Raw genomic sequence first — 14,743 nt, 5'->3', positions numbered from 1 at the left:
CCGTTCCCGTTCAGGCGGTTTCTTCGGTCAACACACCCAGCCGCCGCATCACGTCGCGGTCGGACAGCATGAACAGGTGCGCTTCACCGCTGGTTGCCTCATGGCTGGCGAAATTGCCCTGCGGGATCGTGAAGAAGTCCTTCTCGCCCCACTCGATCACCTTGTCGCCAATCGTCGAGCGGCCCGATCCCGCCACGACCAGACAGGCGGTGCTGGCATTGCTGCGCCGCGCGGTGGTGGGACGCCCCTGTTCCAGCGCGACCATCGTGCAATCGAGCAGCGCCTGCGCCTGCCCGCCCGTGGCCGGGTTGGAATAGCGGATCGTGCGTGAGCCATCGGCCGCGGGCGGCGTGCTCGCCAGCGCGCGTTTCGCGTCGGCATAGGGATAGCGGAACACCGGCGAATGGCTCGCCGCCGGCACGCCCTCGGCCGGCAGGAAGCCGACCGCCGAGAGCGCCGCGTCGGGCAGCGTTTCGGGCAGGTCCACCACCGGCGGCGGCTGGAACTTGCCGGTGCCAAGATAGCCATGCAGCGGCACGTCCAGCGCATCGAGCCACAGCACCGGCGCATCGCCTTCGTGGCGGTGTTCGTGCCAGCACCATGCGGGCGTCAGGATCAGGTCGCCGTATTCCATCGGGCAGGGCTTGCCGTTGACGAAGGTCGTCGCCCCGCTGCCTTCCAGCACGAAGCGCAGCGCGCCCATCGAATGGCGGTGCGGGCGCGCGGTTTCACCGGGCAGCAGGCACTGGACGCAGGCCAGCATCGTGCCGACGGTGTATTCATCCTCCGGCCCCTTGGAATAGGGCGTCAGGTATTGCAGCACGCGGCGCTCCACCACATCGGGGGACGTCGCGCTGAAGGCATGCTCAAGCAAGGGGCGGGTCTTGGCCCATTCCCACAAGTGCGCGGCCTGCGGAGGTGCGGGCGGCTTGTGCGCGGTGGGGCTGAGCCACAGCGGCGCCAGATTGTGCGCGCGCCACTGGTCCAGCACCGCCTGGTCGATTGCGTCAGACGCCATGCCCGCCTCCCCTTTCAGTCCGGTGTCCGGATCAGACGATCACGCCCGCCGGAACCGGCTTGCCGAACATGTAGGCGGCCTGCGCGGCATAGACCGGCTCGTCCACGTTGCAGGCGTGGCACATCGCCACCGACATATCGCGGTAGAAGCGCTGGATCGGGTTGGTCACGCGCGCGACATTGCCTCCCACGGTGTCGAACACGGTGCGCGCGGCATCGGCAGCGCGGCGCACGGCGCGCACCTGGTTGCGGCGGGCTTCGTGCTGCAGCGCATTGGGGACGGTGCCGCCGGCCATCGCGATGTCATAGGCCTGCTGCAAACCATCCAGCAGCTGCAGCCGCGATGCCGCGATATCCGCGAGCGCCGAACCCAGCGCCGCCATCTGGTAGGGATTGTCGATCGACTTGATCCCGCCGCGGTTGACGCGTTCTGCCGCATATTCCTGATAGCTGCGCACCACGCCCTCGGCGATGCCGATGGTCGAGGCCGAGATCACGCCGGGGAACAGGTAGTCGAACGGCACTTCATAGAGCCGCGAGTCCGGACGGTTGGCACGGTGATAGTCGCGCGCGTTCAGCTTCTTCACGCTCAGCACGCGGTAATCGGGGACGAAAATGTCCTTCGCCTCGATGTCCTTGGACCCGGTGCCGCGCAGGCCCATCGTGTCCCAGCTGTCATGGTGAATTTCATAGTCGCTGCGCGGCATGATGAAGTGGTGCGGCTCGGTGAACTGGCCCGAGCCCGGCTCCATTTCGGCGAGGCCGCCAACGACGGCCCAGTCGCAATAATCAGTGCCCGACGAGAACGGCCAGCGCCCGGTCAGCCGCCAGCCGCCCTCCACCTTGGTGGCGCGGCCGAACATCGCGTAAGGCGATGCGGTCCAGGTATCGACGTCTTCGCCCCAGACTTCTTCCTGCAGGCGCGGATCGGTCTGCGCGAATTCGAAGCTGTGCAGCCCGACCACGCCACAGACCCAGCCCGCCGACGGGGCGTTGGAGGCGAGGTCCATGATCAGCCGGGCGAATTCCACCGGGTTGCCTTCCAGCCCGCCGTATTCCTTGGGCTGGAAGATGCGGATGATGCCGCTGTCGCGCAGGATTTCATGCGTCTTGGGCGTCAGCTGGCCCAGTTCCTCGCTGGCCAGCGCTTCTTCGGCCAGCACCGGCATCGCCGCTTCGATCCGCGCGCGGACATCGGCGACGTTGGTGACTTCAGCTTCTCCCGCTGCGGTGATTTTCGATACCTGCATGCTGCTGTCCTCTTGCTTCGATTGGGCGCCGGACGAACCGGGCGCGGCTTGCTTCAGTTTCCGACGATCATCGCGGGCGGCAGATCGGGGCGCAGTTCCTTGTGCCCCCAGATCGACGTGCGGGTGTAGCTCTTCGGCTCCCACAGATCGTCGATGGCCAGCCCGCCAAACCCGTATTCGATCCGCAGGACCGACGGCGAGAAGATGTAGGTCGACACCATCCGGTCATTGGTGTGGCAGCCGATCGACTTGCTGACCGGCACGTCCAGTTCCGCGCAGCGATCGACCGCGATGCCGACGTCGTCGAGCGAGTTGACTTCCAGCATCAGGTGGTGCGCGCCGCGCATCCCCGGAGCCGGGCTGCCGATGGCCAGCGAATGGTGGCGACCGTTGCAGTGATAGAACAGCAGTTCGCGCCCGCCGTCCGTAATCCGGTCCGACTGGTTGAAGCCCAGCACATCGCGGTAGAACCGGTCCGCCGCCGCCAGATCCGGCACCAGCAGGACGATATGGCCCATGCCCTGATCGCCGGTCTTGAACCCGCTCATCGGTCGGCCCGGCGTGAAGCTGCCGGGAGAAACGAACTGGCCCCAGGCGAGTTCGTGGCGAAAACCCATCGGATCGGTAAATGCATAGAACCCGGCCACGCGGCGGGCGGCGGCTTCCTCCGCGCTGGCCCTGGTCAGCACTGGCCCCGCTGCCTCGATCCGGGCCTTCAGGGCAAGTGCCTCTGCCTCGCCGGATAAGGCCCAGCCGATATAGGCAATGTCGTTCTGCGCGCCGGGATGCACCCACAGGCGGCAATCGGCATCATCCATGCGGAACCGCGCCGCGCCATCGGCGCCATCGTCAATCAGGTGAAGCCCCAGGATGTCGGACCCGAAACCGCGCCATTCGGCCACTGCCGGCGTGGTCAGCCCAAGATAAGCCATCGACCGAATCATCTCTATCTTCTCCCTGAATTCGGAATACTCTAGATTCGCCATTCTAGAAAATGAAAAATGTGGCCCCGGTCCGGCTTTCGCAGGTGCCGTCCGGTTGGCGGACAGCACCCGAAACAAACGGACCGGGGCCCCTGATTTTTCCTTGGTTTACTCGGACGCGGGCGGGATTGGCCCGGTCACGCCCTGCAAGGCCGGATCGCCGGGGAAGGCATCGTTCAGGATCTTCTGGCAGACCTTGGTCTTGTCCGAAGGATCGGCCTTCACGATTGCGCGGATATCGCCAAACTCCACGCCTTCGGCACTCTGCCGCTCGGCCGGCGATTTGCCCAGCCCGGCGTTGTAGTAATAGTCCCAGTACATCGCGCAGCGGTTTTCCGGCGGCAGATCGCCGCCCTTGCAACCCGCCAGCAGCAGTGTCGCGCTGGCCGCGGTGAAGGCCATCCTGAAGGTCATAGGCCGGATGTTCATCGTCATTCTCCTGTTCCGCCGGCACGGCGCGCGCGCCACATGGTAAAGGCCAGACCGGCCCACGAAATGACCAGCGAGAAGATGTCGTAATACCGCAGCGGGCGGTACACGGCATAACCCAGCCCGGTGGAGCCAATGAACACCGCCAGGCTCAGCACGATACAGGCGATGATCGCGTTCATTTCCGGCTTGCCCATCACAGCCCTCCTTCGGCGCGGACCTTGTCCGCATAGTTGTCCTTGTAGGCGCGGTTCGCGTTCCACAGCCACAGCGGCTCCAGCCGGGGCTTCAGCGCGGCGCCCAGATATCCGCTGTAAGCCAGCAGCAGCACGCCATTCAGGAACAGTTCCTGCGGCCCGGTGAACAGCTGGCGCGGCGTGGCGACGATGAACGTGTTCAGCCAGAAGATGTTCACCGAGGCGGGCATTTCCAGGATCAGCGCCAGCAGCACGAACCGATTGGTCAGCAGCATCACGCCGAACACGAATTCCATGTACTTGACCGCCTGGTACAACCCGATCGCGGCGTTCGCATCGGCCCATTCGCCGCCGATCCCCGGAATGGCGGGCATATAGCCGGTCAGGATGTAACGCCCGCCGGAAAACAGCAGATGCGCGCCAAAGAACAGGCGGATCCACGTTATGATGTAATACATCGTCTTGTTCTGGGCCACGCCCGTTCTCCCCATAGACCCTGACGCGGCGCGGCTGGCGGCGCGTCAGGTATGCTGATTGCTATCCGGTTGCTTGAAGATCGTCGGCAGCGCCGCCAGATCGCGCAGGCTGCCCGGCGCGGAATGCAGCGCCAGCATCGGCAGGTAATGCCGGACATAGGCCAGCGCGACGATCACGTTGATGTAGAGGCACGACACGCCCATGTACGTCGGGCTGAACAGCCGGTCGGTGCGCAGGTTCAGGAACACCGCGTTATAGAACACCACGGCCGACACCGGTAGCAGCAGCAGCGTCGCCGCCGGCACGAACACGCCGAAGATCAGGCACAGGCCGCCGATCACTTCCACCGTCTTCACAAAGTCGAACAGGCCAACCTCGACCATCGTCACCAGCATCTGGTTCGATGCGGGCAGCGTGCCGAACGGCTGCGGAAAGGCGGGCGGCAAGCCAAATTCCTGCGCCCAGTAGCTGTATCCGCTGTTCAGCATCCACGCGCCCAGAAACAGGCGCAGCAGCGTGATGACCGCGCGCCACAGCGTGCCGGCGTTCAGGGCGATTTCGATCCGGTCGTCGTTCACGATGCATCCTCCTGCCCTGGCGCGGCGAACCGGGTGGGATAACGCTCCCGCGCCGCGATCCGGCCATCCTTGATCGTGAACACGTCGATCACGTCCTGCGCCGGCTCTCCGCGCGCGGGACCGATGCGGTGGATCACGGCCACGGTCATGCCCTGCGCGATCACCTGCCGGACCTGGTGCGGGATGGGCGCGCCATCGCGGCGGTCCTGCGCGGCGGGGGCGCTGTCGGCGGCGTCCTTCGCGAAATAGCTGAGCTGCGCAGTGCCGCCCTGCCCCTGGGCATAGGCGCGGTCCATGAATTCGGCCACGATATCGCGCGGCAGCTTGCCCACCCCCGGCGCGGTCCAGTCCCAGCGCGGGTTGTAATGCATGGTGTAATAGACGGCGCCGGTGAACAGCAGCCCGATCCCGATCGACAGCGCCTTCAGGCTGGCGCGGCTTGCCGTTAGCATATCCCCTCCTCCGACATTAGCTGCGCCTGCCAGATGCAGCGCCCGCCACGCGGTTCTCGTTGCCGCAGGGCGTAGCACCGATCCAGAGCGACGATAAATGCCAATCCCCGGCGCTGTCCGAAAACCGGACGATGCGCCCATTGGGCTTTGCCCCACGCCCCGGTCCGGTCCAGCGTAATCGGCAAATCACAAGCATGATGGGAGAGAATTCGTGCCGTCCAGATCGTTCCAGTGGCAGTTCGTCACGTTCTTCCGCATCCTCTTTGCCAGCCACCTGCTCTATTCGGGCGGGGCCTATATCTTCTTTGGCTGGGTACCCTCCGCATTCTTCAACCCGGCCTCCCCGGTCGGGCACTTCATGGTGGAGCTGGACAAGGTCGGGCTCTACCCGCTGGTCAAGTACATCGAATTCACGCTGGGCCTGCTGGCGCTGGTCAACCGCTTCACCCCGCTGGTGGCGGTGATGGAGTTCCCGATCACGGTGATGATCGCCTATCTCAACATCGTGGTCGAAGGATCGCACGGGGCGCGGCATTACTACACCGGCGTGCAGGAACTGGTGATCAACGGCATGGTCCTGCTGGGCTATGGCGCCTATTACCGCTCGATGCTGAACATCCGCAACGAACCGCGCTGGCTGTGGCAGACGCCGGACAGCCAGCCCGCCGAAACCGGCAATGGCACCACGGCTATGGTGCTGTTCTTCGTCGGCTTCATGGCGCTGGTCATGGCCGCATCGTGGTTCATGGGATCCGCCGACCGCCGCCTGCCCCCGCGGGACTGGCTGCCGCCGCTAGCCTCGTTCATCGCGATGCTGGCGCTGCGCTTTGCCAGCCGCCCCGCCGCCGGGGACCGGGCATGAGCGGCGCGGGCCGAATCAGCCGCCGCGCGCTGGGGCTGCTGGGGCTGGGCGTGGCGGGGGCGGCCTCTCTGCCTGCCGCCGCCCGCGCGCGCCGCGCGGGCAAGCTTGCGCTGGAGGACCGCGCCGGGATCGAGGACCTGTTTACCCGCTACCTCTGGGCCTATGACTGCTCGGACGAGGACGAATTCATGAGCCTGTTCACCGCCGATGCGCTGGTGGTGGGCAAAGGCAACGCCTATCGCGACCACGCCGCCATCCTGGGCTGGTTCCGCAACCTCATCGCCATGCGTGAGCGCGAGGGCGACGACATCTGGATGCACGAGGCCGGGCAGTTCCGCTTTGTCCCCGCCGGGCCGGGCTGCATCGTCTATGCCTATGCCACCCACTTCAATGCCAACACCGCCAAGGCCACGCGCGGGGTGCGCAGCCTGGGGTACTTCACTTGCGAATGCGTGCCCGAAGGCGGCGCATGGAAGTTCCGCCGGTTCAGCATTTCCACCTGGGACCGCAACCTGGTGCCGTGGAAAAAGCCGCTGCCCTGGGCGGGGCTGTAAGCTCCGGTCAGGCCATCGCGGCGGTCAGGGCACGGATGTCCGCCAGCCTATCGATGCTGTCCAGAACGCTGCGCAGCTCTGCCTGACGGGCGGCCGCGATCCCGGCATAGTCCAGGCAGTCGTCGAACTTCGCGGTCACTTCCGCCGCCGTCATCGGCACGCCCGGATCGCCCTTCGCGGCGGCCACATGGCGGCGCAGGGTCTTGCCCCCACGCAGCGTCACTTCCACCACTGCCGCGCCCGGCCCGCCGGTCGGGTTGGCCAGCGCATCGTCCTGCACCGTCTCGATCCGCGCGGCCATGGCCCGGACATCGGCGCGCAGCAGTGCTTCGGGGGTGAAGTGGGCAATGCCGACCTTGCCATCGGTCAGCGCGGCGGCGACCACCCACGGCACGCTGAACTGCGCCTCGACCGTGGTGGCGGGCTGGCGCTTGCGTTCGATCGGAGTGGTCAGGAAACTCCATTCCGCCGGGCCGCTGCGCACCAGTATCCGCTCGATCTGGCTGGTGCGCGATCCCAATGCCGCCGCGAGCTGGAGCGCCGCATCCGCCGAAGTATGCGATCCCCGGCAAGACGGCCACGGCTTGAACGACATGGCCACCCCCGGATAATCCCGCCCCAGGCCGCCCAGCAGCAGATCGCGTGAATAGATCCCCTTGTGATATTGGGTGAACCAGCCCTTGCGCCCTTCCAGCACGCCGACCGGCCCCGTCACCCCGCGCGCCGCCAGCCGCGCCGCCAGCACCCCGGCGGCCGAGGCAAAGCCCGGTCCCATCCGCTTGGTCAGCGCGCCATCGACATGCGACTGCGCATTGCCCGCCGCCTGATGTGCGGCGATGCCCGCCGCGTGGACCAGCTGGTCCCGGTCCAGCCGCATCAGCCGCCCCGCGACCAGCGCTGACGAGACGTAGCCAACCAGCGTGGTGTTGTGCCAGCCGATCGCGAAGCCATCGACCCCCGGCTGCCCGGCGATGGACAGGCGGCAGGCGATATCGTTCGCCAGCGTCACCGCCGTCAGCAATTCCCGCCCGCTCACCCCGCCAACCATGTCCGCCGCCGCCAGTGCCGCCGGGAACATGATCGCGGAGGGGTGAAGGAAGCCGGGGCCAAACGTGTCGTCGTATTCCAGCGCGTGAACCATCACCGCGTTGATCCGCGCGGCTTCCTGGGCGGGCAGGCGCAAGTCGCTGCCCCACACAGCGCTTTCCCCCTTGCCGCCCAGCTCCGCGCCCAGATCGCGCAGCTGGCGCACGCCGCTTTCGCCCCGTCCGGCCAGCGCCACGCCGACGGTGTCGCGCAATTGCGCCCGGCTCGTCTCCAGCGCCGCCGAGTGCAGATCGTCATAACGCCCGCCCAGCATATGCTCGGCCAATGGAACGATGGCATCGGCCTGCGCGGCGGGGGTGGCGGCACGCGCGGCCCATGGCGCGGCCAGCGCGCCAGTCAGCGCGGAGCCGATGAACAGGCGGCGGTCGAACATGGCATTTCCTTTCCCGTCAGCCACGCGAAAGGGGCGGGACTTCGCGAAAAGCCCCGCCCCCTTGCGTTTTCCTTCAAGCCTGAGCGATCAGAACTTGTAGCTCAGCTCCACACCCACTTCGCGCGGGCGGCCCACGTCGAGCATGGTGAAACCGAACACCCGGTCGTGCGCCACGCCGGTCAGGCCTGGAGTGGGCTTGGACGACGGACCGCTGGGGTCGAACCCGCCGGTCAGGTAGTACTTGTTGGTCAGGTTGTTGCCGAACACCGCAACCGACCAGCCGGCCGCCGCTTCGAAGCTGATCCGGCCATTGAGCAGGCCGTAGGACGGCAGGACCACGAAGTTGGTCGGGCTGGGATAGCTCAGCTGCTTGTCCTTCCAGCCCCAGTTCAGGTCCAGAGCCACGTCGCCCGCTTCGCCCACCGGCACCTTGTAGCTGGCGCCCAGGGTGTAGGACCACTTCGGGCTGCGATAGAACGGCACTGCCGGGGTGATCGCCACCGCGCCGCTGGCGCCGCGGATGTCCTCGTCATACCCGGCATCGACGTAGCCCAGGCTGGCCTTGAGCACGAGATCCTGAACCGGGCTGGCCAGGAATTCAGCCTCGAAGCCCTTGACGGTGGAGTCGCCGTTGACGGTGTAGACCAGCGGCGGCGGACCGGGGTCGGCCAGCTGGATCTGCTGATCCTTGTACTTGGTCAGGAACGCCGTCAGGTTCAGGCGGACGCGGCGGTCGAACAGGTCGGTGCGGATCCCGGCTTCATAGGTCCACAGGTTTTCCGGCATGTATTCGTTCAGGCCGCAATCGGGCAGCGGCGAACGATAGCAGCGCGTCTGGATGCCATCGTTGAACCCGCCACCCTTGTAGCCCTTGGCTGCCGAGATGTAGGTCATGATTTCCGGCGACCAGCGATAGTCGATGCTGAAGCGCGGCGACACGCTAGACCACTTGCCGTTCACCGTCTGCGCCGCAGGGGTGGAAACCGAACCCGCCGGGCAGCTGGCCGGGGTGCCGACCGCAGCCACGCGCTGACCGCCAGCGATGCAGACCTGGCCGCGCCCTTCGCGGAACGAGGTGAAGGTCTTCTTGTCCTCGCCCCAGCGCACGCCGCCGGTCAGGCTGAGCGCGTCGGTGACGGCGAACGTCCCCTGCGTGAACAGCGCGACGCTTTCGGTCTTGATGTGCTTCGATTCAAAGCTGCCCTTGCCGACATCGCCCTGCGAAGCGCTGTTGGCCCCGGCCGAGGGATCGAACCGGCGACGGATGTTGATCGAATCGTCCCAGTAATAGAACGCCCCCGCGACCCACTTGAACCGGTTGTCGAAGAACGAGCCGTTCAGTTGCAGTTCCTGGGTGAAGTATTCGATGTTGGTCGTATCGTTCAGCTGGACCAAGGGGATCGGGGTGCGATCCCAGTCCTGGTTCTGGATCTGGTCGATGTCACGATAGCCGGTCAGCGACTTGACCGTGAGGTTGTCGGTCAGCTCATAGGCGATGGTCCCGGTCAGGCCATAGCTCTTGAACTTGTTGAGGTCCGGCGTCAGGCCGCCGTAGATCTCATACTTGCCGCGCACCTGGCCGTAGTAGAACGCAAAGTCCGACGCCGCGTTGGTGTAGCCCGAAGGCGAGACCGAGAGCGGCGCGGTGGCGCGCAGCGAGTTGTAGGCGGCCGGGCTTGGCGGCGGATCGCCCGGAATGCTCACGCCATAGAGCGCGGCCGGATAGAGGTCCGTCGGCGAAAAGTTCGTCGAAAGCGAGGGCTGGCCATTGTCGCTGGTGCGGATCAGGTCGGCCGACAGGCCCACTTCCAGACGGCTGGTCGGGTTCCAGCGCAGCTGACCGCGCATCGTGGTGGAATCCCCGCCGCCGACATAGGAATTGTCGATGATCCGGCGGACATAGCCATCGCGGCTCTTCTTCGCGAACGAGAAGCGCGCCGCCAGCGTATCGCCCAGCGGCAGGTTCAGCATGCCAGACACGTCGAACCGGTCACGCTGGCCAGCGGCGACCTTGATCGAACCTTCCAGCTTGTCAGCCGGTTGCTTGGTGACATAGCGGATCGCGCCGCCCGCCGTGTTGCGGCCGAACAGCGTGCCTTGCGGCCCGCGCAGCACTTCGACGCGCTCTACGTCCAGCAGATCCAGCAGCGCGCCGTTGGGGCGGGCGAACAGGATATCGTCGACATAGATGCCGACGGCGCCTTCCTGGGTGATGAAGCCCTGCGGCGCGCCACCGATCCCGCGGATCGCGACGTTGATGATCGCGTTACCCTGCGCGGCAGTGCCGCCGATGGTGACGTTTGGAATGAAGGTATCGAACCCGGCCAGGCTATCGGTGCCCTGGCGTTCCAGTTCCGGCCCACCGACCGCGACGATCGACAGCGGGGTGTCCTGAAGCTTGGTTTCGGACCGCTGCGCGGTCACGATGATTTCGGCAATGCCACCATTGCCGGTCTGGGCGTCCTCTTCCATGGCCGGCTGGGCCAGCGCGGCCGTGCCGGTCAGCGCCAGCATCATGGCGCCGGTGCTGGCACCCATGCGCGCAATGCTCTTCAGATCGAGCTTCATCATCATCCTCCCCACTTGTTCGTACCCAATGTATCGGCATCAGTCCCGTCGCCGGGCTGAATTCTTGTGCTGTTGGCGCGATCACGGTGACATCGTGCATCAGCCGCAATCCAACGCGTCGCCATTTCGTTGAATGGCAAATCTAGAAACTGCATTGTGCATAAATTCGGGGTGTGGGGGCGTCAACGCATCAACCGGTGCGCAGCCCTGTCTTTCGCCGGCTTGTCCGTAGTCTGGACAGCGCCGGAATGGCTCGTCATGCGGATCAGAGCTCCAGCGTCACCGTGACCAGATCGCCCTCGGCCAGGTCCTCACTGCGCCGCACGGCCGCTTTCACCGGCAGCATCCAGCCCTGTTCGCGCGAAGGGAAGACCGACGTGGCGAACACGGTATCGCCGATCGTCGCGCGCACTTTCAGCGATCCGAACCCGCCGATGGTCCGCTCCAGCCGCCGCATCAGCGCGGTGGCCGACAGCGCCTCGCCCGCCGCGCCGTCAATCGTCAGGAAATGCCAAGTGCCGTTGGTGCCCCCGTCCAGCGCCAGAGCGGGCCGGTGTGGGTAATACGCTCGGTCATTTGGCGCGCCGCACCGGCACCGGGATATTGCAGATGTCCGCGCCGCCGGCGGGCCGGATGAAGAACGCATCGCGCCGGTTCGCGCGGGCATCGGCATAGCGGGCAAAGCTGGCGCTCTCGGTGAAGAGGTATTCATAGGCCGGGAGATCGGCGAGTTCGGTGCCGAGCCGGACGGCGGTGATGGCGGTGCGCTCCTGCGCCGTTTCATAGAAGCCCAGCGGCCCGGTTCCGCGCGGCAGGCTGGAGAGATGCTCGATCCCCTCGATCACCCGGCCAACCAGCGCGATGTTGCGATCCAGATGGCGCGGGGCGTGGCCGATCACGGCATACAGCTCCGCCCCGGTTCCAGTATCGGGCGACATGTTGCGGCCCGCACCGACCATGCCATAGCAGTGGATCGGCCAGGCCCCGGCACCGCCAGTCTTCACGCGATCCAGCGCGACCGGCCAACCTGCCACGAACGCGGTCCGGTTGGCATAAGTGTCGCCGCGCGATGCGCCGGACACGACCGGCGTCCCTTTCGGCAAGACCGTGGTGTAGGCGCTTTCCGCCATCACCGCCAAATCGGTCGGCAGCGGCCTGGCCTTCGCCGCGTCTTCCGCCTCCGGATCGCCCCACTGCGCAACGTAATTGTCCTGCACACGGACCACGGCGGTCCCGTCCCAGAACCGCGCCGCCGCCAGCTTGCGGATATTGCCGGTCCAACCTTGCGAAAACGGCGCGGGCAGCAGCTGGATCACCACGCGGCGGGGCGTGCTGGCGGCGGTGGGGGCCAGGTCCATCACCAGCAGGTCTGCCGGTGCGATCCGCACCCAGTCGCTCGCCGGGGCCACCGCGACGATTTCGGGCGGAGACAGGGCGGGCCGGGTTTCAGCCAGCAACGATCCGGGACTCAGCAAGGCGGCGATGGGGAGGAGGAACATACGCATGGAATGACCATGCCATTGCCCCGACCGCAGGGGAAGGCCCGGCACCTCAGCGACCTTGCGCAGCCCCGGGATAGCCCAGACCGAAACCATAAGGATACAGCACACCGCCGCGCACTTCGGCATAGCCCGGCGCATCAGGATGCTGCTTCAACACCGCCGCGCGGTTGGCCGGCAGCGCGAACGGCAAGCGGCCCTGGGGACGGGCCGCGCCAGTCAAGACATCGAACTGCGCGCGGTCACTGACCCCGAAAGTGGCGATCAGGGCCCCAGCCTGGCGCACCTGACTAGCCTCGTCGAGGATGTAGGGGTTGCGGAAGTAGATCGAGATTACGACCCGGCCGGGATCGCCGATTTCCCGCATGGCGGCCTGAATTTCGGACAAAGACGGGGTCATCGTCCAGCTTTGCGCCTTGGCCATGTCCGAAAGCGCCAGCATGTTCGCCTCCCACGGGAAAGCCCCGCCAAAGATCAGGCCGCTGTCCAGGCAGCCATCGGCCGTTTCGGCCTGTTGGGGCTTGTCGGCCTCGTACACGCAGGGGTCCTGCGCCCCCCACGTGGCCTGACGCTGGCCGGTGCGCGGGTCAATCAGCGGAAATTCCGGGCCGACCGCCCTGCCCCCCAGCTCCGCCCCGCGCGAGGAATAGGCCCGCGCCCCGGCATTGCTGACCTGCACCTTGATCAGCACGGCATCCGTTCCGGCTGGCACCGGGGTCCGGGTGGCGGTGTTGCCATCGACCACCTGCAGTCCGGCATTGCGGGCTGCGGCCGGATCGAACCCCATGACATAGACCCGCGCGCCCGGTTTGAGCGGGAGCAGCCCGTTGCGGTTCTGCAGCAACACGATCGAGCGACGCTGCGCCGCAAGGCCAAGTTCACGATCTTCCGCGCGGCCGATCGCCGCCGGGGCGGCGGCAGCGTCGACATAGGGGTTCTCGAACAGGCCAAGCTGGAACTGCTCGGTCAACAGGCGCACCACTGCGGGGTCGATGTGTTCGCGCTCTCCCAGCCGTCCTGAACCAACCAGATCAATGATCGTCTGGTTGCGCGCGAATTCCGACAGCACGTCGGTGCCGCTGCGGATGGCAATGGCCGTCCTGTCGGCGGGGTCATAGGGGCGGCCGGTTTCCGGGTTGATGCGATAGCTTTCCAGACCCCAGCCGCGCTGTTCGATCACGCCGCTGTCGGAATTGACGTTGCCCTTGAAACCCAGCTTGCCGCGCAGCAGGTCGGTCACGATCTGGCGCGAGAACGCCATGCCGTTCTCTTCGTATTTCACGCCCTGATAAGTGACGCCGATCGGCACCCCGTAATAGGGCATGATCGACGATACGCCGCCAGCGATCGCGGTGCGGAAGGGCTTGAGGTGATAACCGAAGCCATACTTGCCGCCGGGATGGGTATAGAGCTGGTTCTTGCCGAAAGTATAATGCGGGTCCCAGCCCATTTCCTGCGGCCCGCCGCCGGGGAAATGCTTGATCGTCAGCGCCACGGACGAAGCGGGGGAGAGAGACGTGCCATCCGCCCGGACCGGCCCCTGCAGGCCCCCGACCAGCGTGCCGATGATCCCGCTCATCAGGTCGGCGTCTTCCGTAAAGGTTTCGTGGAACCGGGCCCAGCGCGGCTCGGTGCCCAGATCAGCCATGTAGCCGTACATCCCGCGCAGGCCGATGGCCCGCCATTCCCGTCCCATGACCCCAGTGAAATCCCGGATCAGGCCCATGTCGCCCCGCAACCGCGCCGGAATGGTGCCCCGCGCATCGACCGGCGCGCCCGCGCCAAGCACGGCGGCTGCCAGACCCGCTTCCTTGGGAAACTCGGTAAAGGCCCCTGCCCCGGCAGCGATCCCGAACATCGGGTTGGTTTCGACATGGTTGCGGGCATTGTCCTTGAACAGCGCGGGGATACCCAGCCGTCCGCCCTCCAGCCGTTCCTGCACCGCATTGGTAAAGCCCGCCATCTGCAGCGGGGTCTGCGGATAGCCGCCACGCAGGGCAAAGCCGGTCAGCTTGACGCTGCAATCCGGCGCTTCACCCACCACTTTCGCGCGCAGTATGAAACGGGTCATCTTCTGCGTGTCGATCAGGTCGCGCCCAAGATCGGAAATGCCGCCGCCGCAATCGGGGTTGTTGGTGGCGATCAGCATCATCCCGGCCTTTTCCGCCAGAGTCATGCGCTGCACCAGATCGGTGGCACGGGCTTTGGCCGGCAGCCGCCAATCCTCGTAGGGATCAAGCTGCCCGTTGGCATTCAGGTCCTTGAAGCGCAGCGCGCCCAGTTGCAGCACCGGCTTGGACCGGGCAGCGATCTCGGGCTGCGCCGGGGCGGTGTTGGCCAGCAGTGGCAGGGCGGACACGGCAAGGAACAGGGCAAGCGGGCGACGCATGGAAGGCT

At 66.2% G+C, this 14,743-nt stretch carries 15 protein-coding genes; 2 read left to right on the top strand and 13 right to left on the bottom strand.

What is annotated here, in order from left to right:
• Positions 1-10: 10 nt before the first annotated feature.
• The 8 genes from IE113_RS02145 to IE113_RS02110 form a co-directional block, all read right to left on the bottom strand.
• Positions 11-1,018 carry a cupin domain-containing protein gene (locus IE113_RS02145; protein ID WP_189538748.1) on the bottom strand — a complete coding sequence of 336 codons (1,008 nt, stop codon included), beginning with the start codon at positions 1,016-1,018 and terminating at the stop codon, positions 11-13.
• A gap of 31 nt (positions 1,019-1,049) precedes the next feature.
• Positions 1,050-2,267 carry an acyl-CoA dehydrogenase family protein gene (locus IE113_RS02140; RefSeq protein ID WP_229822081.1) on the bottom strand — a complete coding sequence of 406 codons (1,218 nt, stop codon included), beginning with the start codon at positions 2,265-2,267 and terminating at the stop codon, positions 1,050-1,052.
• 53 nt (positions 2,268-2,320) lie between these two features.
• A complete protein-coding gene (locus IE113_RS02135) occupies positions 2,321-3,199 on the bottom strand; it encodes a VOC family protein (protein ID WP_229822080.1) in 879 nt (292 codons plus the stop codon).
• A 159-nt stretch (positions 3,200-3,358) separates the two neighbouring features.
• Positions 3,359-3,679 carry a hypothetical protein gene (locus tag IE113_RS02130; protein ID WP_189538746.1) on the bottom strand — a complete coding sequence of 107 codons (321 nt, stop codon included), beginning with the start codon at positions 3,677-3,679 and terminating at the stop codon, positions 3,359-3,361.
• Positions 3,680-3,681: 2 nt separating this feature from the next.
• On the bottom strand, positions 3,682-3,876 hold the full coding sequence (locus IE113_RS02125; RefSeq protein ID WP_189538745.1) for a hypothetical protein: 195 nt from the start codon (positions 3,874-3,876) through the stop codon (positions 3,682-3,684).
• Positions 3,876-4,352 (bottom strand): hypothetical protein, encoded by a 477-nt coding sequence (locus IE113_RS02120; RefSeq protein WP_229822079.1) that lies wholly within the window; start codon positions 4,350-4,352, stop codon positions 3,876-3,878. The genes IE113_RS02125 and IE113_RS02120 overlap by 1 nt, the downstream gene beginning before the upstream one ends.
• 45 nt (positions 4,353-4,397) lie before the next feature.
• Positions 4,398-4,931: a DoxX family protein gene (locus tag IE113_RS02115; protein WP_229822078.1), complete on the bottom strand. Its 534-nt coding sequence runs from the start codon at positions 4,929-4,931 to the stop codon at positions 4,398-4,400.
• On the bottom strand, positions 4,928-5,383 hold the full coding sequence (locus IE113_RS02110; RefSeq protein WP_189538744.1) for a hypothetical protein: 456 nt from the start codon (positions 5,381-5,383) through the stop codon (positions 4,928-4,930). Before IE113_RS02110 ends, IE113_RS02115 begins: the two co-directional genes overlap by 4 nt.
• A 211-nt stretch (positions 5,384-5,594) precedes the next feature.
• Here IE113_RS02110 and IE113_RS02105 point away from each other — a divergent pair, with 211 nt between their 5' ends.
• Entirely contained in the window at positions 5,595-6,245 is a 651-nt protein-coding gene (locus IE113_RS02105) for a hypothetical protein (RefSeq protein ID WP_189538743.1), read from the top strand.
• On the top strand, positions 6,242-6,799 hold the full coding sequence (locus IE113_RS02100; RefSeq protein ID WP_189538742.1) for a nuclear transport factor 2 family protein: 558 nt from the start codon (positions 6,242-6,244) through the stop codon (positions 6,797-6,799). The genes IE113_RS02105 and IE113_RS02100 overlap by 4 nt, the downstream gene beginning before the upstream one ends.
• Before the next feature lie 7 nt (positions 6,800-6,806).
• Here IE113_RS02100 and IE113_RS02095 read toward each other — a convergent pair whose 3' ends face one another.
• The 5 genes from IE113_RS02095 to IE113_RS02075 form a co-directional block, all read right to left on the bottom strand.
• Positions 6,807-8,279 carry an MmgE/PrpD family protein gene (locus IE113_RS02095; protein ID WP_229822077.1) on the bottom strand — a complete coding sequence of 491 codons (1,473 nt, stop codon included), beginning with the start codon at positions 8,277-8,279 and terminating at the stop codon, positions 6,807-6,809.
• 87 nt (positions 8,280-8,366) lie between these two features.
• Positions 8,367-10,847 carry a TonB-dependent receptor gene (locus tag IE113_RS02090; RefSeq protein WP_189538741.1) on the bottom strand — a complete coding sequence of 827 codons (2,481 nt, stop codon included), beginning with the start codon at positions 10,845-10,847 and terminating at the stop codon, positions 8,367-8,369.
• A 265-nt stretch (positions 10,848-11,112) separates the two neighbouring features.
• Complete coding sequence (locus IE113_RS02085; protein ID WP_308430031.1) at positions 11,113-11,493, bottom strand: DUF1905 domain-containing protein; 381 nt, start codon at positions 11,491-11,493, stop codon at positions 11,113-11,115.
• Positions 11,420-12,352, bottom strand: coding sequence for a peptidylprolyl isomerase (locus IE113_RS02080; protein ID WP_189538740.1), 933 nt, complete (start codon positions 12,350-12,352; stop codon positions 11,420-11,422). The genes IE113_RS02085 and IE113_RS02080 overlap by 74 nt, the downstream gene beginning before the upstream one ends.
• A 46-nt stretch (positions 12,353-12,398) precedes the next feature.
• Positions 12,399-14,735, bottom strand: coding sequence for a glycoside hydrolase family 3 protein (locus tag IE113_RS02075; protein ID WP_189538739.1), 2,337 nt, complete (start codon positions 14,733-14,735; stop codon positions 12,399-12,401).
• Between the last annotated feature and the right edge of the window lie 8 nt (positions 14,736-14,743).

This window comes from Novosphingobium arvoryzae, from assembly GCF_014652615.1.
GTDB lineage: Bacteria > Pseudomonadota > Alphaproteobacteria > Sphingomonadales > Sphingomonadaceae > Novosphingobium > Novosphingobium arvoryzae.
This window is presented reverse-complemented; position numbering and strand designations above follow the sequence as displayed.